Origin of the sequence: Vibrio hannami (genome assembly GCF_029589055.1) — a bacterium.
GTDB classification, from domain to species: Bacteria; Pseudomonadota; Gammaproteobacteria; order Enterobacterales; family Vibrionaceae; genus Vibrio; species Vibrio hannami.
Genome location: NZ_JARQZP010000003.1, coordinates 1,475,484 through 1,499,697 on the forward strand (window position 1 = coordinate 1,475,484; position 24,214 = coordinate 1,499,697).

27 protein-coding genes are annotated in these 24,214 nt (G+C 44.8%); 10 read left to right on the forward strand and 17 right to left on the reverse strand.

Features of this window, described 5'->3' with window-relative positions:
- The first annotated feature begins 207 nt into the window (after positions 1–207).
- The 4 genes from frdA to frdD are packed head-to-tail and all read left to right on the forward strand — an operon-like array spanning position 208 to position 3,525.
- Positions 208–2,028 carry a fumarate reductase (quinol) flavoprotein subunit gene (gene frdA, locus P7F88_RS08350; RefSeq protein WP_277821441.1) on the forward strand — a complete coding sequence of 607 codons (1,821 nt, stop codon included), beginning with the start codon at positions 208–210 and terminating at the stop codon, positions 2,026–2,028.
- Positions 2,025–2,765 carry a succinate dehydrogenase/fumarate reductase iron-sulfur subunit gene (locus tag P7F88_RS08355; protein WP_277821494.1) on the forward strand — a complete coding sequence of 247 codons (741 nt, stop codon included), beginning with the start codon at positions 2,025–2,027 and terminating at the stop codon, positions 2,763–2,765. Before frdA ends, P7F88_RS08355 begins: the two co-directional genes overlap by 4 nt.
- A gap of 3 nt (positions 2,766–2,768) precedes the next feature.
- The gene (gene frdC / locus P7F88_RS08360) at positions 2,769–3,152 is read left to right on the forward strand and encodes a fumarate reductase subunit FrdC (protein ID WP_277821440.1); all 384 of its coding nucleotides are present in this window, start codon (positions 2,769–2,771) and stop codon (positions 3,150–3,152) included.
- A gap of 10 nt (positions 3,153–3,162) precedes the next feature.
- Positions 3,163–3,525, forward strand: coding sequence for a fumarate reductase subunit FrdD (frdD, locus tag P7F88_RS08365; protein ID WP_338405549.1), 363 nt, complete (start codon positions 3,163–3,165; stop codon positions 3,523–3,525).
- 65 nt (positions 3,526–3,590) lie between these two features.
- On the opposite strand, the gene P7F88_RS08370 is transcribed toward frdD, so the two are convergent.
- Positions 3,591–4,289 (reverse strand): hypothetical protein, encoded by a 699-nt coding sequence (locus tag P7F88_RS08370; RefSeq protein ID WP_277823637.1) that lies wholly within the window; start codon positions 4,287–4,289, stop codon positions 3,591–3,593.
- Between the two features lie 297 nt (positions 4,290–4,586).
- On the opposite strand from P7F88_RS08370, the gene P7F88_RS08375 reads away from it, so the two are divergent.
- The 3 genes from P7F88_RS08375 (at position 4,587) to P7F88_RS08385 (ending at position 7,351) form a co-directional block, all read left to right on the forward strand.
- Positions 4,587–5,525 (forward strand): carbamate kinase, encoded by a 939-nt coding sequence (locus tag P7F88_RS08375; RefSeq protein WP_277823639.1) that lies wholly within the window; start codon positions 4,587–4,589, stop codon positions 5,523–5,525.
- A gap of 133 nt (positions 5,526–5,658) precedes the next feature.
- The gene (locus P7F88_RS08380; protein WP_277823641.1) at positions 5,659–6,774 is read left to right on the forward strand and encodes a GGDEF domain-containing protein; all 1,116 of its coding nucleotides are present in this window, start codon (positions 5,659–5,661) and stop codon (positions 6,772–6,774) included.
- A 4-nt stretch (positions 6,775–6,778) separates the two neighbouring features.
- A complete protein-coding gene (locus P7F88_RS08385; RefSeq protein ID WP_277823643.1) occupies positions 6,779–7,351 on the forward strand; it encodes a hypothetical protein in 573 nt (190 codons plus the stop codon).
- Positions 7,352–7,369: 18 nt separating this feature from the next.
- Here the strand turns inward: P7F88_RS08385 and P7F88_RS08390 are convergent, their stop codons facing one another.
- The 14 genes from P7F88_RS08390 to P7F88_RS08455 all read right to left on the reverse strand — a co-directional run bounded on the left by P7F88_RS08390 (position 7,370) and on the right by P7F88_RS08455 (position 19,696).
- Positions 7,370–8,557 (reverse strand): DEAD/DEAH box helicase, encoded by a 1,188-nt coding sequence (locus tag P7F88_RS08390; protein WP_277823645.1) that lies wholly within the window; start codon positions 8,555–8,557, stop codon positions 7,370–7,372.
- 80 nt (positions 8,558–8,637) lie between these two features.
- On the reverse strand, positions 8,638–9,354 hold the full coding sequence (locus P7F88_RS08395; protein WP_277823647.1) for a substrate-binding periplasmic protein: 717 nt from the start codon (positions 9,352–9,354) through the stop codon (positions 8,638–8,640).
- A 134-nt stretch (positions 9,355–9,488) separates the two neighbouring features.
- Entirely contained in the window at positions 9,489–9,854 is a 366-nt protein-coding gene (locus P7F88_RS08400) for a hypothetical protein (RefSeq protein WP_277823649.1), read from the reverse strand.
- Between the two features lie 204 nt (positions 9,855–10,058).
- Positions 10,059–10,811 carry a phosphate ABC transporter ATP-binding protein PstB gene (pstB, locus tag P7F88_RS08405; protein ID WP_277823652.1) on the reverse strand — a complete coding sequence of 251 codons (753 nt, stop codon included), beginning with the start codon at positions 10,809–10,811 and terminating at the stop codon, positions 10,059–10,061.
- A gap of 51 nt (positions 10,812–10,862) precedes the next feature.
- A complete protein-coding gene (gene pstA, locus P7F88_RS08410) occupies positions 10,863–11,726 on the reverse strand; it encodes a phosphate ABC transporter permease PstA (protein WP_277823654.1) in 864 nt (287 codons plus the stop codon).
- 2 nt (positions 11,727–11,728) lie between these two features.
- Positions 11,729–12,646: a phosphate ABC transporter permease subunit PstC gene (gene pstC, locus P7F88_RS08415; protein ID WP_277823656.1), complete on the reverse strand. Its 918-nt coding sequence runs from the start codon at positions 12,644–12,646 to the stop codon at positions 11,729–11,731.
- A 95-nt stretch (positions 12,647–12,741) separates the two neighbouring features.
- On the reverse strand, positions 12,742–13,563 hold the full coding sequence (locus P7F88_RS08420; RefSeq protein ID WP_277823657.1) for a phosphate ABC transporter substrate-binding protein: 822 nt from the start codon (positions 13,561–13,563) through the stop codon (positions 12,742–12,744).
- A gap of 317 nt (positions 13,564–13,880) precedes the next feature.
- Positions 13,881–14,429: a DUF1097 domain-containing protein gene (locus P7F88_RS08425; protein ID WP_277823659.1), complete on the reverse strand. Its 549-nt coding sequence runs from the start codon at positions 14,427–14,429 to the stop codon at positions 13,881–13,883.
- A gap of 11 nt (positions 14,430–14,440) precedes the next feature.
- The gene (gene lsrF / locus P7F88_RS08430) at positions 14,441–15,325 is read right to left on the reverse strand and encodes a 3-hydroxy-5-phosphonooxypentane-2,4-dione thiolase (protein WP_277823661.1); all 885 of its coding nucleotides are present in this window, start codon (positions 15,323–15,325) and stop codon (positions 14,441–14,443) included.
- Positions 15,326–15,336: 11 nt separating this feature from the next.
- A complete protein-coding gene (locus P7F88_RS08435) occupies positions 15,337–15,972 on the reverse strand; it encodes a DAK2 domain-containing protein (RefSeq protein ID WP_277823663.1) in 636 nt (211 codons plus the stop codon).
- Positions 15,973–16,121: 149 nt separating this feature from the next.
- On the reverse strand, positions 16,122–17,117 hold the full coding sequence (locus P7F88_RS08440) for a dihydroxyacetone kinase subunit DhaK (protein ID WP_277823664.1): 996 nt from the start codon (positions 17,115–17,117) through the stop codon (positions 16,122–16,124).
- Between the two features lie 82 nt (positions 17,118–17,199).
- Complete coding sequence (locus tag P7F88_RS08445) at positions 17,200–17,514, reverse strand: VOC family protein (protein WP_277823666.1); 315 nt, start codon at positions 17,512–17,514, stop codon at positions 17,200–17,202.
- A gap of 352 nt (positions 17,515–17,866) precedes the next feature.
- Positions 17,867–18,220: a helix-turn-helix domain-containing protein gene (locus tag P7F88_RS08450; RefSeq protein WP_277823668.1), complete on the reverse strand. Its 354-nt coding sequence runs from the start codon at positions 18,218–18,220 to the stop codon at positions 17,867–17,869.
- A gap of 138 nt (positions 18,221–18,358) precedes the next feature.
- A complete protein-coding gene (locus P7F88_RS08455) occupies positions 18,359–19,696 on the reverse strand; it encodes a DEAD/DEAH box helicase (protein ID WP_277823670.1) in 1,338 nt (445 codons plus the stop codon).
- Positions 19,697–19,902: 206 nt separating this feature from the next.
- Here P7F88_RS08455 and P7F88_RS08460 point away from each other — a divergent pair, with 206 nt between their 5' ends.
- The 3 genes from P7F88_RS08460 (at position 19,903) to P7F88_RS08470 (ending at position 21,797) form a co-directional block, all read left to right on the forward strand.
- Entirely contained in the window at positions 19,903–20,229 is a 327-nt protein-coding gene (locus tag P7F88_RS08460) for an ArsR/SmtB family transcription factor (protein WP_277823672.1), read from the forward strand.
- Between the two features lie 37 nt (positions 20,230–20,266).
- Entirely contained in the window at positions 20,267–21,295 is a 1,029-nt protein-coding gene (gene arsB / locus P7F88_RS08465) for an ACR3 family arsenite efflux transporter (protein WP_277823674.1), read from the forward strand.
- A 235-nt stretch (positions 21,296–21,530) separates the two neighbouring features.
- A complete protein-coding gene (locus tag P7F88_RS08470) occupies positions 21,531–21,797 on the forward strand; it encodes an Lpp/OprI family alanine-zipper lipoprotein (RefSeq protein WP_277823676.1) in 267 nt (88 codons plus the stop codon).
- Between the two features lie 61 nt (positions 21,798–21,858).
- On the opposite strand, the gene P7F88_RS08475 is transcribed toward P7F88_RS08470, so the two are convergent.
- Together P7F88_RS08475 and phrB are read right to left on the reverse strand one after the other, a co-directional pair.
- Positions 21,859–22,764 (reverse strand): L,D-transpeptidase family protein, encoded by a 906-nt coding sequence (locus P7F88_RS08475; RefSeq protein WP_277823678.1) that lies wholly within the window; start codon positions 22,762–22,764, stop codon positions 21,859–21,861.
- On the reverse strand, positions 22,764–24,206 hold the full coding sequence (gene phrB / locus P7F88_RS08480; protein ID WP_277823680.1) for a deoxyribodipyrimidine photo-lyase: 1,443 nt from the start codon (positions 24,204–24,206) through the stop codon (positions 22,764–22,766). The genes P7F88_RS08475 and phrB overlap by 1 nt, the downstream gene beginning before the upstream one ends.
- Positions 24,207–24,214 lie beyond the last annotated feature (8 nt).

Consider the following 24,214-nt stretch of genomic DNA (forward strand, 5'->3'; position numbering starts at 1 on the left):
AAGGTACAAAAGGTTCATTTAGTTACCATACGGTTCCTGCGCTATTAATTGATTAAGAGAATAATCTACCATTCGAATATCTAATATTATCAGGTCGAGCAATCTGAATTTCCGATAGAGATAAATATTGAATTGAGATGAGACTTTCGTCCCAACTCAATATCTATTTCATAACTCTAATATTATAAATTACCCTGGAGGATAGCTGTGAAAACCATAACCACAGATATCGCAGTCATCGGCGCTGGCGGCGCCGGTCTTCGTACTGCAATCGCAGCGGCTGAAGCCAACCCTGACTTAGAAGTCGCTCTGATTTCTAAAGTCTACCCAATGCGTTCACACACCGTGGCCGCAGAGGGTGGGTCAGCAGCGGTCATCAAAGATGAAGACAGCTTAGATAACCACTTCAACGATACCGTTGGCGGTGGTGACTGGCTGTGTGAGCAGAATGTCGTAGAGTATTTCGTGGAAAACGCGACCCGCGAAATGATTCAGATGGAGCAATGGGGCTGCCCATGGAGCCGTAAAGAAAATGGTGACGTCAACGTGCGCCGTTTTGGTGGTATGAAGGTCGAGCGCACCTGGTTTGCAGCCGATAAGACTGGCTTCCACATGCTGCACACCCTGTTCCAGACGTCTATCAAGTACGATTCCATCAAACGCTTTGACGAATACTTCGTGGTCGACCTTCTGGTTGAAGACGACGAAGTGCAGGGTCTGGTGGCGATTCATATGTCCGAAGGCGAGCTGGTGACGATTAAAGCCAAGTCGGTAGTATTGGCAACGGGCGGCGCAGGTCGTGTGTACAACACCAACACCAACGGCGGTATCGTAACCGGTGATGGTATGGCGATGGCGTATCGTCATGGCGTGCCACTGCGTGATATGGAGTTCGTTCAGTATCACCCAACGGGTCTACCGGGCACGGGTATCCTGATGACCGAAGGCTGTCGTGGTGAAGGCGGTATCATCGTTAACAAGAACGGCTACCGTTACCTCCAGGATTATGGCATGGGACCGGAGACCCCGGTTGGCGAGCCTAAGAACAAATACATGGAACTGGGCCCTCGTGACAAAGTGTCTCAGGCATTCTGGCATGAGCAGCAAAAAGGCAACACCATTGAGCATCCTCTTGGTGATGTGGTGCATCTTGACCTGACGCATCTAGGTGAAGAGTACCTGCAAGAGCGTCTGCCGTTCATCTGTGAGCTGGCAAAAGCGTACGTGAACGTCGACCCTGCCAAAGAGCCGATTCCAATTCGTCCAACGGTGCACTACACCATGGGCGGCATTGAGTGTGACCCGAACTGTGAAACCAAGATTAAAGGTCTGTTTGCGGTGGGTGAATGTGCATCCTCTGGTCTGCACGGTGCTAACCGCCTGGGCTCTAACTCTCTGGCAGAGTTTGTGGTGTTTGGCCGCGTAGCGGGTGAGAACGCGGTGAAACGTGCCGAAGAGTTCAAAGGCTGGAACGACGCATCGATTGAGAAGCAAGTGCAAGCGGTAGAAGAGCGCATCAATGCTCTGCTGAATCAGCAAGGCGATGAGAACTGGGCAGAGATTCGCACTGAAATGGGTAAAACCATGGAGTCAGGTTGTGGTATCTACCGCCGTGAAGACCTGCTGGAAGAGACCATCAACAAACTGGCTGAGCTGAAGCAGCGTTATAAGAACATCGGCATTAAAGACAAAGGTAAGGTGTTTAACACAGACCTTCTGTACGCCATTGAAGTGGGCTATGGCCTGGAAGTGGCGGAAGCGATGGCGCACTCGGCTATCCTTCGTCGTGAATCCCGTGGGGCGCACCAGCGTTTAGATGAGGGTTGTACTGAACGTGACGATAAGGACTTCCTGAAGCACTCACTGGCGCACTTCAATGAAGATGCGGCGCCATCGATTGATTACAGCGATGTCATCATCACTAAGTCTCAGCCAAAAGCACGTCTGTATGGCGCAGCGGCGGAAGAGGCAGCAGCAAAAGAAGCGGCGGAAGCGGCAGCGGCTGGCGAACCAGAGGAGCAGAAATAATGGCGAACCGAGTACAAAAAATCGACATTCTGCGTTATGACCCTGAGAAAGATGCAGAGCCGTACGTACAAACCTTTGAAGTGCCGTTTGATGAGACCATGTCTCTTTTGGATGCACTGGGTTACATCAAAGACAACCTGGATAAAAACCTGTCGTTCCGCTGGTCTTGCCGTATGGCGATTTGTGGCTCTTGCGGCATGATGGTGAACAACTATCCGAAGCTGGCGTGTAAGACCTTCTTGCGTGACTACCCGGATGGCATGCTCATCGAGCCTCTGGCGAACTTCCCGATTGAGAAAGACCTGATTGTGGACATGACGCCGTTCATTGAACGCTTAGAAGCGCTGAAGCCATACATCTTAGGTAACGACCGTACACCAGAAGATGGGCCGAACAACCAGACCCCTGAGCAACTAGCCAAATACAAGCAGTTCTCTGCCTGTATCAACTGTGGTCTGTGTTACGCAGCCTGCCCTCAGTTTGGCCTGAACCCGGAATTCTTAGGCCCTGCAGCCATTACCCTTGCGCACCGCTACAACCTTGATAGCCGTGACAACGGTAAAGACGAGCGTATGAAGCTACTGAACGGTGAAAACGGCGTATGGGGCTGTACCTTTGTGGGCTTCTGCTCTGAGGTGTGTCCGAAGAACGTAGACCCGGCAGCAGCGGTGAACCAGGGCAAGGTCGAGTCTTCAAAAGACTTTGTCATTGCGATGATGAAACCACAGGAGGCGTAAGACATGAGTAACCGTAAACCTTATGTTCGTGAAATGAAGGCCACCTGGTGGCAGAAGAGCAAGTTCTACCGTATGTACATGTTGCGTGAAGCAACGGTACTGCCGTTGATTTTCTTCACCCTGTTTCTGACCTGGGGTCTGGGCAGTTTAGTGAAGGGACCAGAGTCCTGGGAAGCATGGTTGTCTTTCATGGGTAACCCGCTGGTGATTATCATCAATATCCTGGCACTACTGGGTAGCCTGTTCCACGCTCAGACCTTCTTCAGCATGATGCCTCAGGTGATGCCAATCCGCATCAAGGGCAAACTGCTGGATAAGAAGCTGATTGTCTTGTCTCAATGGGGCGCTGTGGCGGCGATTTCCCTGATTGTTCTCATCATCGTGTAAGGAGTCTATTGTGGTTGATAAAAATCCAAAACGTTCAGACGAGCCGGTATGGTGGGGACTGTTCGGTGCTGGCGGCACCTGGTTTGCGATGATTACCCCAATCACCGTATTGGTACTGGGTATTCTTGCGCCACTGGGCATCATTGATGCAGAAGCACTGAGCTATGAGCGCGTGGCGGACTTTGCCACCAGCTTTATCGGTGCGCTGTTTATCATCGGCACACTGGCACTGCCAATGTGGCATGCGATGCACCGTCTGCATCACGGTATGCATGACCTGAAACTGCATGTTGGTACAGCAGGTAAAATCGCTTGTTACTTTGTAGCTGGCGTTATTACTGTACTATCAGTTGTGTTTATCTTTATGATTTAAATACTGATTATCAGGCACTAAAAAGGCTGACGAGTTGTCAGCCTTTTCTATATCTATTGACAGTGTCACCATAATTCGAATGAACCGATATGACCAAACTTTCTGTCTGCTGGAAGGTTCAGCCGGGATAAGCTCACCTGAAGATCAGACAACCTTTCCGCTATATGTTTTTTATCTGAATTAAGTAAATAACGCATTTCAACCTGTAGTTCAGGCAAATATCTATACACCGCGTTTAACTGCTCACTTACTGTATCGGCTTTAACATCAAATTCCCGCGATTGCAGTAAAATCTTAACCAACTCAAGATTCTCCTTTTCATACAGATACTGTTTGAGTGCAGACAAATAGATACTTTCCGGCATCAATACCTCGGAAAACCCACCAACCCAGTAGCTTACAACGACCATACTGTCAGGTTCATTGATTCCACTTTCTTTTAACTGCTCTTCTGACCAATTTGGTGGATAAGAAACCCCCGTACCTTCGATACTAAAACCGGTGGCGTCAATCGCGTTTTGCACCATAGCTTCATCTGGTATATACGATGAATCCACCACAAAACGGGCAACTTCAGCAAGACTTTGTCCATCTTTGGTATAGAAGAATCGGGATGCGGGCAAGCCTGTTTTCAACCACATCACCAAATCCCTGATATAAAGGCTGTCACTAGAATCAGGTTTATGGAACCGTAGCTCCAGCTCTATATCGATAAGCAGTTCAATTGAGTTTTCAACCAATGATTTATCGTTTTCTGGCATCATCAAAACTTCCACTATTAAGTGCTGTTGCAATCTTACTCAAACAGGGTTCGTATAGATTTTTGCATACAATCCTAAGCAGAAAATCAAATATCGAAAAATACCCCTTACTTACGGCATGATTTGTGGAGCGGAACACACATAGCTGACCTTATTGACGCAAGAAATCGATAAACAGTGCTGATCACGGTTTATCAGTCCTCTAACTGATTAAGTATAGGGGTCTTAAAATGGTGAATTGCTTCCAATGCGTATCTATCAATGAGTATGCGTTAAGTTGGAAATATTAGGAAAGTAATTATGAAAATCGTATTAGCCTTAGGCGGCAACGCACTTCTTCAGCGCAAAGAAGATCAAACACTGGAAAACCAGCTAAAGAACATCACTCGTGCATCAGCTAGCATTGCAAAAATAGCAGAAGGTAATGATCTGGTTATCGTTCATGGCAACGGCCCCCAAGTTGGCATGTTAATGGAGCAAAACGCGACTTACCATGAAGTGAAACCGCAAATCACGCCATACCCGATGGACGTACTAAGCGCAGAGACCTGCGGCATGATTGGCTGCTTATTGCAGCAAGAGCTGCTAAATGCTGACGAATCTTGCTCTCCAATCAGCATCATTACGCAAACATTGGTACAAAAAGCCGACCCGGCATTCGAAAACCTGACTAAGTTTGTAGGTCCGGTATACAGCGAAGAAGAAGCGAAGAAGATCATGGCTGAGCGACCAAGCCTGCAATACAAGCCTGATGGCGAATACTATAGACAGGTGGTAGCTTCTCCTAAGCCTGTCGATATATTTGAAATCCCGCAGATCAATGCACTTTTAGAAACAGGTAGTATTGTTATCGCTGGCGGTGGTGGTGGTATCCCTGTCTATCGAGATGATAACGGCCAGCTAAATGGCGTTGAATGTGTCATAGATAAAGATTACACCGCAGAGCTTATTTCAGAGAAGATCGATGCTGATTTGTTCATCATTCTTACAGATGGCGACGTTTGCGAGAACTTTGGCACACCAGAACAAAGAAGCATTAAGCGCATTTCTCATGAAGAACTTGGTAAATACGACTTCCCTGCAGGTTCTATGGGGCCAAAAGTGGATGCTGTTCGAAAATTTGTTAAAGAGACTGGCCGCAGAGCTGTAATTGGTTCTCTTTATGAATTAGACGAGATTCTTAAAGGCAACTCCGGCACCTCCATAGAAAGTGAGTGCGAACTGGAGTACTACAATTAACCATTGTTGAGTAAATATCAATCAAACGGCTGGCAGATGTTAGCCGTTTTTTTGTGCTCCCGATAACTAGCTCGCTTTTATATAAATATTACTAATCTATAATATAGAGAAAATTATAAGGCTAGGTTTGTAAATGAAATCATTTCAATGGGATAAAAGCTTCGAAACGGGTATTAAAGATGTTGACGACCAACACAAATATCTGGTCTCTCTGATAAACAAATACAGTGCTATGGCTGCGGAGCAAAGAAACACTGCAGAAGAAAGCGCGCAAGTCTTAAACGAGCTGACGGAATATACGCTTTATCACTTTGATCAAGAAGAGCACATGATGGCAAAAGCTGGCCTTTCCGAAGATCACCTGGAAGAACACATTACCATTCATCAGAAGTTTATCCTCGATCTTAAAGAGCTCACAGACTCTTTTGATTGTCACAACGAGGAACACTCCGCCCAATTACTTGAGTTTCTCATCAACTGGCTTGTTTACCATATATTGGGGTGTGATCAGAATATGGCGAGACAAGCAAACGCTATTCGTAACGGCCAATCTCCAGAACAGGCTTACCGGGATGAAGAGCGGGAACAAGATAGTGCCGTAGGACCACTACTTAAAGCGCTAAAAGGAATGTTTGAGCAGGTCTCTGACAGAAACAGAGAACTTATTCTGCTGAATCAATCTCTGGAAGATAAGGTGGATCAGCGTACCAAAGAACTTTCTGACGCTAATCGTCAATTAGAAAAGCTATCACTGACCGATACGCTCACCAAGCTCCCAAACCGTCGTTATGCGATGAGATCGATCAATAACCATTGGCAGCAGGCTATCAAAGAAGACACTCCACTTGCGTGTATGCTGCTAGATGTCGACCTTTTTAAGCAGGTAAATGATACCGTGGGACATGATGCCGGAGATGATCTTCTAAAACTACTTGCAGAAACTTTTATATCAAGATACCGGGAAGAGGATGAGGTATGCAGACTTGGTGGTGACGAATTCCTTGTCATTTGTCCCGGGCTGGATTTAAAAAGTGCTATCAGGCTTGCGAATGTTGTTCTGACAAAGGTTCAAGCAATCAAAGTTCAATACGATGGTTTTTGTTGGGAGGGAAGCATCAGCGTAGGTGTTGCAGAACTTGATTCTGCTATGAGCGATGCCAGTGCGCTAATAAAAGCGGCAGATAAATCTGTTTATCTGGCTAAAGACGCCGGTAAGAACTGTATAAAAGCAATTCAACAAACCGGGTAGCTATATGAATAAATCATTGCTGATTATCATTTCTTGCCTGTTTATGTTTTATTCAGAATTAGTAGCAGCAAGATACTGTACTACTAAAAACTGGGAAACCTCTACCGAGTACTACAAGAAGCAAGAGAAGAGGTACAACGGCAATGTTAGCCTAGTAAACGAAGCCGTTGTTATCTATAACGATTATGAGTTTCTTCAGGATCATTATGACTCTGATACGCTGCTTAAGGTCTGGGTAGGAAAGAATGAAAACGCTAAAAAAGCTCTTATTGCGCAAAAAGAGCTCTTTATGAACGAAGTTCTCACGCTAAATAAACTCAGAAGTAAAATTCTGGCGACAATGAAAAAGCTTAAAACGGCCAAAGAGCTATGGGAAAAACTGGCTGATTACTGCTACGACGAAGATCATTATGACGACTACAAAGCTGGCCGTGACAACATGCGCAAGGTTATCAAAACTCAAAAGAAAGCAGACGAGCTACTTGCTAAAGTTGAAAGAATGAAACTTCGATACCTAAAAGAGGTTGGGCTTATTAACGGCTCAAAAGAGAAAGCTGAAGAACTAACGAGCCGTTAATAGATTTGGTTATTACCTTTATTCTTTGCGCTTATGCTTAGGTACATAGTTTAGAATTGAAATCGGAACTTCTTTCTTTGGAGTAAATCCTTCAATTGTGCGCCGCTCTATAAGATGCCCCAGGCGGCTTTCAATCATACACAGATTCTTAAAGTTATCTTTAGATACCAGAGATACTGCTTCACCTGCTGCATCAGCGCGTCCAGTACGACCAATTCGGTGAACATATTCATCTGCAGGATAAGGCAAATCGTAGTTAATCACACACGGCAGGTTATCGATATCAATACCACGAGCAGCAACGCCTGTTGCAATCAGGTACTTTAGTTCACCAGATTTGAATGATTCCAAAACTTTGTTACGAGACGCCTGATTTCGCCCACCATGAATGGCATCAGCTGCGATACCACGCTTCTCGAGCTGAGAGACCAGTTTGGCTGCACCATGCTTGGTTTCTATAAAGATAAGAGCCTGCTCCCAGCGTTCCTCTTTTAACAGATGACTAAGAAGAGAAGACTTCATATCTTTATCAACTGTGATCAGCCACTGTTCAATATTGGCTTTAGATGCTGAGTGTTTGGTAATACTGATCTCATGCGGATCGTTGATAGCCGATCTCGCAAGATCTCGAACCGGATTCGACAAAGTCGCAGAAAATAGCAGGTTTTGAATATCTTCAGGTAAGCGGGCGATGATCTTATTAATGTCTTCGATAAAGCCCATATCCAGCATTCTGTCTGCTTCGTCCAGAACCAGAATTTCAGCTTCATCAAAATGAACAGCGCGCTGCCCATAGAGGTCAATCAGACGCCCAGGTGTCGCAACCAGAATATCGATACCTTCAATCAGGCGCGCTTTTTGCGGCGCATCATCCACACCACCAAATATCGCCATAGCTTTAAGACCAAGGTGTTTACCATATACCTCAATACTCTTCTCAACCTGAATAGCCAACTCTCTGGTAGGAACAAGAATTACAGCGCGAACACGTTTTTTACGTTGGGTTTCACCTTTACTAAGCATCTCCAGAATTGGCAAAACAAAGCTAGCGGTTTTGCCCGTACCAGTCTGAGCAGCAGCAATTAGATCCTCGCCTTTCAAGACAACCGGAATCGCCTTTTTCTGGATGTTAGTCGGAGACTCGTAACCTGCTTCGGTTACTGCTTTAACGATAGGGTCGCTTAATCCAAGTTTAGAAAATGACATGGTTATCTCTAATGGCTGATATGAGTGGGCGCTAGTCTAGTTGCAGAGTGGTTTTGGTACAAGTTTAAAGTTGCTCACAATTAGTGATGGACATACCTACGATACAATTCCTGGTATCGCCCATCTGCTTTCATCTTATCTAATGCCGCTTGCCACCTTTCCACTTCTTCATCCGACGTGCTTAGAGAAAAACCAAGATAAAGGGTTGAGTCATACAACTTAAGTTCCGTTTTCTTTATTTCAGTCACATCAATTTTGGCTTTTTTAGCCAACTCCGGCATGACCAACTCGCTCATAGGCGTGCCATCGAGCCTGTCGCTGGCCAACATTTGTAAAGAAATAAGGTGATCGTTTGTAGGGTAGATGTTCGTAAAACCTAGCTCTTCAAGGTAAGTATGGTCAGAATTACCACGACCTACTCCAATGAAAGGTAGCTTATGCAGGTCTTCGAGCGTCCTGATTGAGGCCGGATTGCCTTTGTGAATATACATATAGACGCCGCTAGTTATCAGCGGGCCAACCCATTTAATGGTTTTGTCTCTTTCCTCTCGCCAGGCAACGATAAAAAAGGCGATATTGGGCGCTGTCTGAACCTTTAGTAAACCCCGGCTAAAAGGAAACATTTCAAATTCGACAGGATGCCCAAGTTCCCTCATCATTTCTTTTACTATGTCGATTGCGAAACCATGAAACTCACCCTCTTCTTCATAAGTAAAGGGAGGAATATAGTGGGTAATAAATCTGTGGGTTAACTGAGCATTTGCGGACGCAGAAAGGTGTATTATCGTCGTAGCCAAAAGCACTTGATACCATCGTCCCCGCATATGTAATCAGCTCCAAACTTAATCCGGTTTTATCGCCTTATTTTAGCCTATTACACGCCGATCAGCTGATTTATCATAGCTAATTGATGGCTGCTTCACATCAAAATTTATGAGCAACCTTTTGATAATTCGTTAATTTGATTCAGATGCTGTGAAAACAAAAGCCCCATGAACAGGGGCTTTGGGGGCTTAACTTCTTTTTGCCTTCTGATGCTAAACATATCAACAACGTACTGAACCAAAGACGTCAGCAGGTTGTTATTGTTGTAGTCGTGCATCACATAAGTGAAGTTTGACTTGAAGTGTTCAACCGCTTCTTCTGGACTATCCGCATAGATAACATCGCCATCCACTTCAAAACCAGATCTCAGTAGTTGATCTTTTTCCCTGAGAAATGACTGAGTACCCATTTCAAGAAAAGTAAACTTGGTTCTCTCTTCACCTGAAACAACAAAAAATTGATATTTCGCCATATTATCTCCTTAGCCACATAATAAACCAGGTTCAAAAAAGGCGGCCAGGAGAGTCAAAACTACCCTTAATCATTTGTTATATCAATGAAAAATGAAGGATCGTTTATATATTGTGAATTAAATCCAAAAAGAAAAAAGCCCCTCAAACAGAGGGGCAATAGGTCCATCACTTATTATTGTAGTGAATATCTCTCTTCCGGTTAATTAACCGAAATCACCATTAACGTAACCTTTAGTGCGGTCATCTTGCGGGTTAGCAAAGATGTTTGCTGTTTCATCATGCTCCACCAGTTCTCCCATTAGGAAGAATGCGGTACGGTCTGATATACGACGCGCCTGCTGCATTGAGTGAGTAACGATAACGATGGTGTAGTTTTTCTTCAGCTCTTCCATCAACTCTTCAATTTTGTGAGTCGCAATTGGGTCAAGTGCCGAAGTTGGTTCGTCCATCAGAATGACATCCGGTTCCATTGCAATCGTACGTGCAATACACAGACGCTGTTGCTGACCACCCGATAGACCAAATGCGTGTGACTTCAAACGATCCTTCACTTCGTCCCAAAGTGCCGCGCCACGTAGCGAGTTCTCTACTACTGAGTCGATGTGTTTTTTATCTTTGATGCCCTGAGCACGAAGACCATATGCTACGTTCTCGTAGATGCTCATTGGGAATGGGTTTGGTTTCTGGAATACCATACCAACTTTGATGCGCAGATCTGCTACGTCGATGTTGCCGTAGATATCTTCACCATCCATTGTCAGACCGCCAGTGATTTTCACACCTTCAATAAGGTCGTTCATGCGGTTAAGACAACGAAGTAGTGTCGATTTACCACAACCAGAAGGACCGATCAGTGCTGTTACCTGCTGAGTTGGAATTGGAAGATTGATTGCTTTTAGCGCCTGATTCTCACCATAGAACAGGTCCAGATTTTCAATATTAAATTTATTACTCATGGTATTTATCTCTTAATTCTTAAATTCTGTCTGTAATTAGGACCTGTAGGCCTAGTAAGTTGCAGTGTTAAAGCGGCTGGCAATCAACTTAGTTACCATGTTGATCAGTAGCACCACTACAATAAGTACTGTCGCTGTACCATAAGCCTGGTTCCACTCTTCGATAGTGAATAGCTCGGTTGTCAGCTTATATAGGTGAACCGTAAGCGTACGTCCAGAATCCAACAGAGATTCAGGAATACGCGCAACCATACCCGCAGTTAGGAACACCGGAGCAGATTCACCAATTACACGACCAATACTTAGAATGACCGAAGTTAAGATGCCTGGCATTGCACTTGGCAGGATAAGACGCCAGATTGTGTAAATTTTGGAAGCACCCAGACCATATGAACCTTCACGGTATGTCTGTGGAACCGCCATTAACGCTTCTTCTGTTGTACGAATGATTACCGGTAGAATCAGGATACTCAGTGTCAGTGCACCAGAAAGAATCGAGAAGCCAAGGCCAAGAATCGCAACGAAGAAGGTCATACCAAACAGACCAAAGATGATCGAAGGGATACCAGCCAGAGATTCGGTACAGAAACGAATCACTTTAACCAGCTTACTTCCCACCTTCGCATATTCTGTCAGGTAGATTGCCGTCATAATGCCAAGTGGCGCAGCCACGGCAATAGACGCAATAACCATATAAATGGTTGAGATGATCATCGGGAAGATACCCTTCTCTTCACCTGTCGCTGTGTACTTGTCGGTGATGAAGTTCCAGTCAACAAACTTAAGACCGTTAGAAAGGATGTACCAGATAATCCAGAACAGGAAGCCTACTGTTAATGCAGCTGCTGCCCATACAAATACATTTAAGATGGCGTCTTTATTCTGACGCGCTTTTTTCAGTTTTACTTTATCCATCTTTATTTAGCCTTCTGACGATTCAGGTAAAGCAGAGCACCGTTAAGCACCATAATAAAGGCCAGCAGAACTACGCCTGTCGCATACAGTGCATTGGCATGAACACCACTTGCGTATGACATTTCAATCGCGATGTTTGCTGTAAGGGTACGAGCAGAATCCAGAATACCTCGCGGCATTGCAGGCGCGTTACCCATTACCATGATAATGGCCATGGTTTCACCAAGAGCACGACCGATACCCAGAATCACACCTGTCATGATGCCTGAGCGAGCAGCCGGAACCAGCAGCTTAAAGATGGTATAGATTTTTGAAGCACCCAGTGCCAGAGAGCCTTCTTTATAAGTGCGAGGTACTGCACGAATAGAGGTCTCAGATACTGTAATTACCGTCGGAAGAATCATCACACCCAGAACAATAATACCTGCCAGAATGGTGTTACCCGCCGGGACATTGAAGATGTTCTGAATAAGAGGAACGATAATTACAAGGCCGAAGAAGCCGTATACCACAGAAGGAATACCCGCCAGAAGCTCAACCGCAGGACGGATAATATTGGCTACCTGTTTTGGCGCAATCTCTGCGATAAAAATCGCGGTTAGTACACCAATTGGCACACCAACTAATACAGCACCAAGGGTAGAAACAAGAGAAGCGACAATCATGGTGTAAACACCATAAAGCGCAGGTGGAATCCAGTCCTGGCCTAAAACGATGCCAGCAACACCCGCCTCCTGAAACGCAGGAATACTCTCTTTAACAATAAAGTACGCAATGATCGACAACGAAACGATACCAATCACTGCACTTGTAAGAAATAAGCCATGAAAGATGCGTTCTTTCCAGTCAACGCGCTTTTGCTGACGCAGACCTGTTGATTTTTCGCGTGTCATAGGCATTTCACTATTTACGATGGACATAATTAAACTCACATACCAGGGAATGTATAGCAGGGATGTAAAGTAAAGAGCTCAGCCCAATGGTAGGCTGAGCAAAATATAAAGTTGGGGTTAACTTAGTTAACAGAGATGTAGCCTTTGCCGTCTACAAGAGCCTGAGCGTCAGCAGTTAGCATCCAGTCAAGGAACTTCTGAGTTTCAGCAGATGGCTTGCCTTCTTTGTAAAGAACAAGGAATGGGCGAGCTACTTTGTAAGAACCGTTCTTCACGTTGTCTACAGTTGCTGGAGTGCCGTCAACTGAAAGCGCTGTAACAGACTCATCTACAGTACCAAGAGAGATGTAGCCGATAGCGTATGGGTTAGAAGCAACCATAGTCTTCAGAGCACCGTTACCGTTAGCAACCTGAGCACGTGCAGAGATAGCTGTCACTTTCTTGCCAGAGATCTTACGCTTAAGCTTCATGATGTCTTCGAAAGCACCACGAGTACCAGACGCTGTATCACGAGTGATTGCTACGATTGGCTTATCTGCGCCACCAACATCTTTCCAGTTAGTGATTTCGCCTTTGTAGATTGCAGTTACTTGCTCTGCAGTCAGACCTTTAAGTTCGTTCTTAGGGTTTACAACTACTGCGATACCATCGCGAGCTACAACCATTTCAACCAGTGTATCTTCTTTTTCCTCAGCCTTAAGGTTACGAGAAGACATACCAAGATCAGCACTGCCGTTCTTCGCAGCTTTAACACCTGCAGAAGAACCTGGGCCCTGCACTTCAACAAAAACGTTTGAGTTAGACTTCATGTAAGTCTCACCAAACACTTCCATTAGAGGTGTTACACTTGAAGAACCTACAGCTGAGATTGTTTCTTTAGCTGATACTGGAGTTACTGCTAGTGCACCTAGAAGAGCGATTGCACCGAATACTGTCTTTTTCATTACAATTTTCCTTTGCTGGCATTCTTTGCCGTTTCACTTGAACGGTGCCCACTTTAGGGATCGTATATGACGATATTGTTACACAATGTTGAACACTCTATGACAGTGCATATATGTTAAATCCCGCATATAGGTATTTCCTATAGCCTTGAAAACTAAAGAAAAGCGTATATACAAAGCAACTACAGAATTACAAGCCTCTGTCAAAATTAAAGGCGAAATTTTGCTTGTATGACACTTTTATAACGAAAAAAAGCCGCTTATGTATCAGCTACATAAGCGGCCCTGCGCAAAGTATTTACTCTAGATTCTGCAACCTAGTGACTAGCATGCATATCGTGAGAATGATCGTGAGTTTCTACGTAATGTTCGTATCGACTTCTCAACTGAATAGTCACCCAACCGTATGCTAAACCAATCGCACAATAAGTCATTTCGGTTACTGTCGCTGTCACATAAGTTGCCCCATCAACGTAAGACATAAATCCAAAGAAAGTACCCGCCCCTACAAACAACGCAGGAACAAAGTCAAACAAAGGAACCCTTTCAAGGCAGATACATGGTATTACTACGATAAAGATAGCGATAGGGAATGCGAAAAATCCCGCAGCACTATACGCAGCCCCAAACTCCATAATAGCAACGGAGGCGATAATACCAGCAATGTAACCAAACAGTGTTTTCTGACCGCCTTCTACTGTACAACCAGCCATAAAATACATGGCCCATGCAATGAAAGCTATCCAACCAAAACCGACATTACCGGCGACGGGCATCATTGGAGCGAGTATCTGATCCAGTATCTGAATCGTGAAGGCCAGAAATGCAACGATGACCGGTATAACAATAAACTGTGAAAATTTCATATTCGCCTTCCTTAAGCTTTAGCGCTTTTCTCTGTTTGGTATAGGTCCAATGCCTGTGGTGGTGTCAGTCCTTCATGAACCACTCCACGGATAGCCTTAATCATTGCAACCGGGTCTTCTGCCTGGAATACGTTTCGTCCCATATCGACACCTGCAGCACCTGACTGTATCGATTTGTAGGCAAGCTCAAACGCTTCTGGCTCAGGTAGCTTTTTACCACCAGCTACCACAATAGGTACCGGACAAGCTGCAACCACTTTTTCGAAGTCATCGCAGTAATAGGTTTTGACAATTTGAGCCCCTAGCTCAGCAATTACCCTGGTAGCCAGTAAGAAGTAACGAGGTGTCCGTTCCATCTGCTTACCAACTGCGGTTACACCCAGGGTTGGGATTCCTAGACGCGCACCAGCATCAACAGTATTTACAAGGTTCTGCAAGCTGGAACATTCACCATCCGCACCAACAAATACCTGAACGGCCTGACATGCAGCGTTGATTCGAACCGCATCATCAATATCAACACCCACAACTTCATGGCTCATATCATCTTTAAGAACCGTGCTACCCGCACTTGCCCGCAAGATTACAGGTTTGTTGTGAATCGGTTGGATACAACTTCGCAGTGCACCACGAGTTGCCATTAGTGCGTCGGCATAAGGTGCTAGCGGTTCAATCGAGAGGTCCATTCTTTCCAGACCTGACATAGCGCCAGCCATATAACCATGGTCAAAAGCCAACATGACGGTTTTACCTGTATTCGGATTGAAAATCCGGCTTAGCCTGTCTTTCATGCCCCAATCAACATGATCCATACCTTTGACATGAAAAGCCTGATGCTCAACCGGTTTATCCAGGCCGTAATCTTTTGCCATCTTTAATCCATCTTTATCTGCCATCGTTTTGCTCCTTAATGCTTTTCATGAATAGCCTGATTAAACGATTCAAACAGAATCGCCATACTTGTCGCCCCAGGGTCTATGTACCCAACGGCCTTTTCTCCCATGTTCTTTGCGCGTCCACGAGTAGGCACCATCGCCTTAGTCGCTTCCGCTCCCTCTCGCGCTGCTTTAGCTGCAGACTCAAACATGGCCTCTATATCCGCTCCGTTTTCTGCTTCTTTTTCCAGAGCTTCAGTTGCAGGTATCAGTGCGTCCAACATAGTTTTGTCCCCCTGATGAGCACCACTAAACTGCAGAACTCTATCTACACCACAGCGGATCGCCGCTGCCGCCTGCTTTGGTTCCAGCTCTTGTTCTATCAATCCAGAACCGATGCCCAGGAATAGGTTTCCCACCAACATTCCGGCGGAGCCTCCATCTTGACTCATGATGTCCCAGCCCAACGCGTCGACCTGCTGATTCCAGTCATCTGGCTCTTTTTCCAATGCGGCATCAATGCAATGGCATACTCGCAACATGGTTGTACCATGGTCACCATCGCCGGTTTTTCCGTCCAACTCATTGAGAAGAGGAACCTGAGCCTCTATGTTTTTCGACGCCGCTTCAAACATTCCGAACAACAAATCCTGATTAAAAATTGTCATGATCCATCTCCTGACTTTTTCATCTCAAACCTGCCTATTTGCTGAATTTAGGCAAAAAGAATCCCTACACGCATAAGCTAGGTTGTGCGCGTGGCTATTTGCGGTAGGGATTTAAATGCACCACATCAGGTGACGTGGTGCCCTACAACTTACTGCTGAGTCCAGTAAGGAGCGTTACATGGCTCGTCCCAATATTTGAGTGTCTCGCTATCGAACTTGCCGATACACATCTGGAAACCTGCCATTTCTTGAACGGTTAGAATTTCTTCTACTTTAGAGCGGGCAACTGTTGCCTGTTTTTCCTGAAGAGATAAGTGACACGCTCTGGCAACAACGAACATCTCCATCAAGGTAGTGGCACCTGAACCATTAATCATAAGCATCACATCATCACCAGCCTGCAATTCAATAGCTTTGCAAACCTGCTCCAGCATGATATTAGCGGTATCATCTGCACTTTGGATCTTCATGCGGCCACCGCCACCTTCACCGTGCTGACCCATGCCAATTTCCATCTCATCTGCCGCCAGATCACCGATGATCATGCCAGATTGAGGATGAGTTGCGTTGCTCATAGCAACAGCCAGTGTTGCCATATTTTGATTAAACTTATCTGCAATACGATAGACTTCATCCAGAGGCAAACCAGCTTCAGCGGCACCACCAGCAATCTTATAAACCGGTACACAACCAGCAAGACCACGGCGGTCTTTGATATCTGCATCCAGACCAGCACTGATATCCTCATGAGTCAGCAACATTTTCACATTGATGCCTTCACGCTTCGCCATCTCCATCGCCATATTCGCAGCCATGACATCGCCTTCATGGTTAAGAACGATGAAAAGTACACCAGCCGGACAATCAGCCATTTTTAGTGCTTCAAATACCTTAGGAGCTCCCGGGGCTGCGAAGATGTCACCTACAACAGAGTAATCAAGCATACCTTCACCAACATAGCCGCTTAACGCAGGCTCATGACCAGCGCCACCGAGGGTCACAATTGCAACTTTGTTTGGATCTTTAGGTGTTACACGGGCAACAATTTTTTCTGAAATGACTTTAACCTTCTGTGGGTAAGTCATTGCATAGCCTTGAAGCAGTTCAACAGTCAGGTTTTCAGGGTTATTGATAAACTTTTTCATAATTTAGGTCCTATCCACGTTATTAGTCTGGCCTTTATATGTTCGTTATTGGCCATTATTAGTTGTTCTTCTTTCTCTGTTTTTATACGAACTGCATCAACTCTATGGGTGCTTCATCATCCATAACGAAAGCAATCTTCAAGTTTTCGTTAGCATTGAAAGGTTCCATCAAAACCGTTTTGCCTTTTATCGCTTCTTCCAAGTCATCAACTTCATAAGCGATGTGAGCGGTTTTCTTCAACTCTTCAGGCATAGGGCTATCTTCTGCGAAACGCAGCCATTCGATGCGATTTTCATTTTCAGTAAAGTCTGTCAGGTAGAGTTTCATATCCTCCGAATACACTTCACCATCATGTTCAGCGGTAGTAGGAATGCCGACATGGTTAAATTTTTTCATTTGATGCTCCTTGCTTGTTTACCTCTGTCTAAGTGGTGAATTAAATATAAAGAGCTTTAGTAAACTTTTTTGTGACACGTGTCACATTGAAAGATTAGGGTAATAACCTTATATATCAGCAAGTTACAACCACACCATTCCAATCCAATAGGCAAGTGCAACAAAACTTAATAAAACCCAAAATAGAGCAAGTGCAACACACTAAGGGGCATTTTTCCTATGCTTTTCATGTTTTCTAACAGCAAGTGCAACAAATGCATTTTTCGAGGAAAACAACTCTGAGAGGGCAAGTGCAACACGTGACTTGCACCACATTTCCGTAACTTTATAGACAATATTGGGTGGATTAGCGTCATTTAACGGAAAAAGAGTCGAGTAATTCGTTTAGGTGCTCAATAGTCAGTTCAGGATGATGGTGTAAAACAAATTCCATACACTGCTCTCGGCTAAGCCCCATATGGACTAACTCGCCAACGAGTTCTTCATATTGCTTTTCGACAATTTGCTGATGGAATTTTTTTCTGTAGGAGGCCATTTGTTGAGCGAGAAGCGGCTCATAGCCATAAGGGCCGGAATTTCGATTTAGTTCTCGACTAATGGTGGAACGATGAATATCGAGCAGGCGGGCTATCTCAGACTGGTTTTTTCCTTCTTTACGCATCGCCCAGATCTGCAAACGCTTCTCTTCGGTTAGCTGACGATACATATGAGATCTCCTACTGTACGATATAAGTAGGTGAAAGTTTGGACTTTATTTGGTTAATTTTCTGTGAAGAGAGGGGCAGAGTCGAAATGAGCTGGTCTCTCTTCTCACAAAATAGAGAAGAGAGACAACAAATTACAATTACTCGCTATCAGACTCAGGCTTTGCAGGCTTCTTTTTCTTAGGGATAAACACTGAATCACCCACAGCGACATTCTGGTAGAAACCCTTGTCACGTTTAACCGGCTTCTTAGGCGTACGCTTAACGTTGGACTGGCGACGTTTTGAATCTGGTTTGCCCTTCTTGAATCCCGGATTTTTCGGTTTCAGACCTTTGAACTTACCCTTCAGTCCATCAAGAACCGAGAACTCTATCGATTGTTGCAAGAAGTTTTCAACGCGCTTAAAGCTATCCCAGTCTTTAGGGCCGACTAGAGAAATCGCGGTACCTTTATTGCCAGCACGCCCCGTACGGCCCACACGGTGAACGTATTCTTCTGTATGCTTTGGCATATCGAAGTTAATAACGTGGGTAACGTTCGCGATATCCAGACCGCGAGAGGCAACATCCGTAGTTACCAGAATCTTAAATACAGCGCGCTCGAACTGACTCATAATGGTATTACGTTGAGTCTGGTTTAGGTTACCGCTTAGTGCAACCGCCTTAAGCTTCTTCTCGTTTAGCTCTTTCGTCAACCTTTCAGTGTCGACTCGAGTCGCCGTAAAGATAATGATTTGGCGATACTCGGCTTCGCTAATGATTCGGTTCAGGATAGCTTCTTTGTGATCCAAATGGTCACACAGGTAAAAAGACTGAGTGATATCTTTGTGTTCTTCGTTGGAAACGCCGATGGAAATACGCTTAGGCGCATCCAGCATTTCTGATGCAATGTCATTAACTTCAGCGTGATCCAGCGTTGCAGAAAACATCAGAGTCTGACGACGTCTGTGTTTCGCTGCATTTGAAATACGACGTAGTTCGGGCGCGAAGCCAAGATCCAGCATTCGGTCTGCTTCATCAAGAATCAGTGTTTCTACGCCGTCCAAAAACAGAGAACGATGCTCTAGATGGTCAGCCAGGCGTCCCGGAGTAGCAACAATAAACTTAGGGTAACGACGAAGGGCTTTAACCTGATCATTGAAGTTCTCACCACCCAGGATCAACGTCGCTGTGTAAGACAAGCCACCAAGCATGGTTCTAAGCTCACCATATACCTGTTTTGCTAACTCACGAGTCGGCGCAAGAATAATTCCGCGAGGGTCACGCGCTGAAAATGATTTGGTTTTTAGCGCCTTATGCAACATAGGCAGAACAAAGGCTAGCGTCTTACCAGAACCCGTCTTCGATGAAGCCAGCAGATCTTTCCCCGCCATTGCAACAGGAATTGCCTGTTGCTGGATATCAGTTGCCTGCTTAAAATCATAGTGACTAAGGTTTTTTAGTAAGCGGTTATCAAGGCCTAAATCTTTAAATTGCAATGGACTCTCCAGGAATTATTCGTATATATCGGGGAAAAAATAGCGCGGTATTTTAACCTGAACACTATCGGATAGATATAGATCACATAAAAAATAATAGAACAATTTTTAACCCGCCTATTGCTATATTCGCTTTTAGGAATATAATCGACCACAACATTTCAATAATTCTTGAAATATTGAACTAATAACAAATGAGGCTCATTGTGAATCGTGATAACGCAACACAAATTTTCGACTGTTTATCCTCTGGTGTCCGTTTGGATATCTGGAGAAGTCTGATCAAAGAAGGTCAATCGGGCAAAGTGGCTGGTGAACTGGCAAGAGAGTTAGACATAGCGCCAAACTCTGTGTCCTTTCACCTAAAAGCATTACTCCATGCGAACTTAGTTTCTGTTGAGCAGGAAGGCCGCTTTCAACGCTACAGAGCCAACATTCCTAAGATGAATTCATTGATCGATTACTTAACAGAAGAGTGCTGCGTCAATCAGGATGATGAGTCTTGTGATGTTCAGGGCCAGGTGTGTCAATAAATAATAAATCAAGATAATAAAAATCTAAGGTAACAAAATGGGTATATTCGAACGTTTTTTAAGTATCTGGGTGGGCCTAGGCATGGCGATTGGTATTGCCGGAGGACTAGCATTCCCGGGGCTATTTACTTTTCTGGGTGATCTTCAATATGCACAGATAAATATGGTTATTGCTGTACTTATCTGGCTGATGATCTATCCGATGATGCTTCAGGTTGATTTCGCGTCAGTCAGCCAAATTCACAAGCGCCCGAAAGGTTTGGTGATCACTATTGTGATTAACTGGCTGATAAAACCTTTCACTATGGCACTCCTCGCGATGCTGTTTATGCGCCACATCTTCGGTGCATGGATCTCGCCAGAAATGGGCGAACAATATATCGCCGGTATGATTCTATTGGGTGTTGCGCCATATACAGCAATGGTATTTGTATGGAGCCAGCTAACCAAAGGTGATGCAAACTACACAGTGGTTCAGGTAGCAATTAACGACTTAATCATGGTAGTTGCATTCGCTCCGATCGCTGCGTTTCTACTCGGTGTAACCAATATCACTGTACCTTGGGATACGCTGCTGCTATCAGTTTCATTATTTGTTGTCATTCCACTTGTCGCAGGTGCAGTAACACGCCATACGATTAAGAGCCAGAACAAAATTGACTCTCTGGCTGCGAAAATGAAGCCACTCTCTATTATAGGTCTGGTCGGTACTGTCATTCTGCTGTTTGGTTTCCAGGCAGAAACGATCGTTGCTAATCCATCGGATATCGTTTTAATCGCGGTACCGCTACTTATCCAGACTTATCTGATTTTCGCTGTTGCGTATGTTTGGATGAAAAAGTGGGGACAGCCACACAGCGTTGCTGCTCCGGGTGCAATGATTGGTGCATCTAACTTCTTCGAACTTGCGGTCGCGGTTGCTATAAGCCTATTCGGTATTCACTCGGGCGCAGCTCTGGCAACAGTGGTAGGTGTGTTGGTAGAAGTACCTGTCATGTTATCTCTGGTTGCTTATGCCAATAGAACAAAAGGACAATTTAAGATAGACGCAACAGCTTCCAGCTAGTTCTGAGAACATTGATACAAAACTTTAAGACAAAAGTCCCAAGTTTGAATAAACGGGACTTTTTTTGTTATCAATTATTGATATAACTGATCTTTAATGATTTTCGCGCTACACTAGCACATGTGCTGAAGTGACCTTAAGGTGTTGTTCTTAAAGTATCACCTTAAAATCCCATGAGTATACAGGTAGTAGTGGTGTTGCCAGACGTTACTGGTTATTAAAACAAGGAGTTCATATGAACAAAAAGTTAATGCTTACTTTGGGCCTAAGTTCAGTTGCACTATTAGCGGGTTGTAGCTCAACTCCAGAAGAAACAACAAGTCAAATCAGCGCGCTTAGTGCACAAGTTGAAGAACTAAGCAAAGAAGTAGATGCACTAAAAGCAAACAAAGATGCAGCTATGGCAGCTGAGCAAGCTAAAGAAGCGGCGATGGCAGCTCAAGCTGAAGCTGACCGTGCAAACGAACGTATCGACAATATTGCTCAGTCTTATACTAAGTAATCATTGCTGTTCATACAGATTAAATAAGCCTTCATCCGAAGGCTTATTTTGTTTCCTGGGTTTATAAAGCAGGACTTGCTATCTCAGTAGGCACACCGCTCTGGACTAATATTGCTGCTCTGGCTTTTGTCATCGGGTGGCCAAATTCGCTCATCCACCACTCTAGCTCTTGTGGTGCTTGTAAAACTTCTTTATTACCTTCGCTGTCTGTTAGTGGTTCATGAACCTCAATAAATACCGTTCTGTCAGGTTCAAGAGCTATCTTAATTGGGTTATTGACCACCCTAACCTTCTCGCCTCTTTTTGCATGCTGAAAAAGCCACTCGATATCCTCTGGCTCCATACGTATACAACCAGAACTGACCCTAAGCCCAATGCCAAAATCCTTATTGGTTCCGTGAATTAAATACTCACCAACACCATGAGCCAGCCTCATCGCATACTCTCCCAGAGGATTTTCTGGTCCAGCAGGTACTACCCTAGGCAACTCGATACCCTTTTGAAGATATTCGTTGCGGATATTCTGGGTTGGCGTCCAGGTCGGATGTTCTATTTTCTCGTTAACATACGTTGTCATCACTGGAGTATCTCGCCCGATACGTCCGATGCCGACGGGAAATATATGCACGACAGGTTCATTCTTATCAAAATAATAAAGCCGAAGTTCAGCCAGGTTAATGACGATGCCTTCTCTGTCTTCCGTTGGAAGAATGAACTGCGAAGGAATGGTAAGAATGGTTCCGTCATCAGGAAGAAATGGATCCACTCCTTTATTTGCCGCCATCAGAGACAAGAAGCCAACATCGTAACTTCTGGCAATTTCAGCCAGGGTCTCACCCTTTGAGACCACATGATTCTGAAGTCTACCAACCATATGACTGCCATCCATAGGTAGCGGATAGCTAGCAGCTAACGAAATCGAGCTAAATAACAGTGAAGTAAGCGCGATGATGCGGCATAAATTCATCAAAATGGTTCCTTTGCAGCTTTATATAGGCTTAAGGCTATCTCTCTTTGTACCTTATGATCAACTATCGGCGCAGGATAATTGAGTGAGTCAAAACTAATCCATTGCCAGGGCTTGTGAATATACTTGTCAGGAACATTGGCTAACTCAGGCACCCATTGGCGAATGAATTCTCCTTGAGCATCAAATTTTTCGCTCTGTGTTATCGGATTGAAGATCCGAAAATAAGGTTGCCCGTCACACCCGGTGGATGCGCACCACTGCCAACCCCCATTGTTGGATGCGTAATCTCCATCTATCAGGTGTGACATAAAGTAGTCTTCACCCAACCGCCAATCCACCAGCATATCTTTGGTCAGGAAACTGGCGACAATCATTCTCAATCGATTGTGCATCCAGCCTGTCCTGCTGAGCTGTCTCATCGCCGCATCAACGATAGGGTAACCTGTTTGCCCACTGCACCATGCTTCAAAGTAGACGGGATTACTTTGCCACTGAACTCGCTTTCCCCATGAATGGAATGGTTCTCCCTTACTCAGTGCTGAAAAACTATCACTCAAGTGGATATAAAACTCACGCCATATCAATTCATCCAACCAGCGAGTTTCACCCTGAGTCCGGCTTCCAGACAGTCCGGATATTGCAGCCATGCACTGCCTTACAGATAGTGCACCGATAGCGAGATAAGGTGACACAACACTAGTTGCTGCCAGCGCTGGAAAATCCCTATTCTGGTGATAATCACTTAGCTTATAAGTACAAAATTGTTGCAATCTCGCAGAAATGGCATCATCCGAGACCGGGTAGTCAACACTCTGTTTTCTCGGATAGGAAAAGTTCACCGATTCATCAAACTCAACAATTTCATCTACCTGAGAGCTGATCGCCTTACTGTCTAGTTTTACAGAATCACCAACCATTACTGGCCTTTGGACATAAAAAGGGGTTCTAGAATAAATCTCCATCCATTTTTTCTTAAACGGCGTAAACACCTTAAACATTTCTTGTTTACCATTTAAGACCGAACCAGGAGGTAGAAAGCACCTGTCATCATAGCGCTTAACTTCAATCCCTTTCGACTGCGCCATTTCTGACAGAAGTTCATCACGTCGCTTCTCGTTAAGTTCGTACTCACGATTGATATGTATGGCTACAGATTCGGTTGTATAGCTTGATGCAAGACGAACAACCCGTTTGACGGAATCACGGTAAGAATTCTGCTCACTGTATAAAAGAGGAATATTCAGATCATCTAGGGATTTCTTCAGTTCAGCGAGTCGGCGAAAGATAAGATCAGACTGGATGGGCGATTGCTTGTGCTTGCGCCACTGGTCTGGTGTCGCGACAAAAATAACGGCAACCGAATCATGCATATTAATAGCATTGATCAGGGCTGTGTTATCAATTACCCGTAGATCCCTGCGTAACCAGACCAGTTGCATATACCTTC

Coding starts and splice junctions, on each gene's coding strand:
- frdC (WP_277821440.1), top strand. CDS start 2,769: ATGAGTAACCGTAAACCTTATGTTCGTGAAATGAAGGCCACCTGGTGG.
- P7F88_RS08370 (WP_277823637.1), bottom strand. CDS start 4,289: ATGATGCCAGAAAACGATAAATCATTGGTTGAAAACTCAATTGAACTG.
- P7F88_RS08375 (WP_277823639.1), top strand. CDS start 4,587: ATGAAAATCGTATTAGCCTTAGGCGGCAACGCACTTCTTCAGCGCAAA.
- P7F88_RS08380 (WP_277823641.1), top strand. CDS start 5,659: ATGAAATCATTTCAATGGGATAAAAGCTTCGAAACGGGTATTAAAGAT.
- P7F88_RS08385 (WP_277823643.1), top strand. CDS start 6,779: ATGAATAAATCATTGCTGATTATCATTTCTTGCCTGTTTATGTTTTAT.
- P7F88_RS08390 (WP_277823645.1), bottom strand. CDS start 8,557: ATGTCATTTTCTAAACTTGGATTAAGCGACCCTATCGTTAAAGCAGTA.
- P7F88_RS08400 (WP_277823649.1), bottom strand. CDS start 9,854: ATGGCGAAATATCAATTTTTTGTTGTTTCAGGTGAAGAGAGAACCAAG.
- pstB (WP_277823652.1), bottom strand. CDS start 10,811: ATGAGTAATAAATTTAATATTGAAAATCTGGACCTGTTCTATGGTGAG.
- pstA (WP_277823654.1), bottom strand. CDS start 11,726: ATGGATAAAGTAAAACTGAAAAAAGCGCGTCAGAATAAAGACGCCATC.
- pstC (WP_277823656.1), bottom strand. CDS start 12,646: ATGTCCATCGTAAATAGTGAAATGCCTATGACACGCGAAAAATCAACA.
- P7F88_RS08420 (WP_277823657.1), bottom strand. CDS start 13,563: ATGAAAAAGACAGTATTCGGTGCAATCGCTCTTCTAGGTGCACTAGCA.
- P7F88_RS08425 (WP_277823659.1), bottom strand. CDS start 14,429: ATGAAATTTTCACAGTTTATTGTTATACCGGTCATCGTTGCATTTCTG.
- lsrF (WP_277823661.1), bottom strand. CDS start 15,325: ATGGCAGATAAAGATGGATTAAAGATGGCAAAAGATTACGGCCTGGAT.
- P7F88_RS08435 (WP_277823663.1), bottom strand. CDS start 15,972: ATGACAATTTTTAATCAGGATTTGTTGTTCGGAATGTTTGAAGCGGCG.
- P7F88_RS08440 (WP_277823664.1), bottom strand. CDS start 17,117: ATGAAAAAGTTTATCAATAACCCTGAAAACCTGACTGTTGAACTGCTT.
- P7F88_RS08445 (WP_277823666.1), bottom strand. CDS start 17,514: ATGAAAAAATTTAACCATGTCGGCATTCCTACTACCGCTGAACATGAT.
- P7F88_RS08450 (WP_277823668.1), bottom strand. CDS start 18,220: ATGTATCGTCAGCTAACCGAAGAGAAGCGTTTGCAGATCTGGGCGATG.
- arsB (WP_277823674.1), top strand. CDS start 20,267: ATGGGTATATTCGAACGTTTTTTAAGTATCTGGGTGGGCCTAGGCATG.
- P7F88_RS08470 (WP_277823676.1), top strand. CDS start 21,531: ATGAACAAAAAGTTAATGCTTACTTTGGGCCTAAGTTCAGTTGCACTA.
- P7F88_RS08475 (WP_277823678.1), bottom strand. CDS start 22,764: ATGAATTTATGCCGCATCATCGCGCTTACTTCACTGTTATTTAGCTCG.
- phrB (WP_277823680.1), bottom strand. CDS start 24,206: ATGCAACTGGTCTGGTTACGCAGGGATCTACGGGTAATTGATAACACA.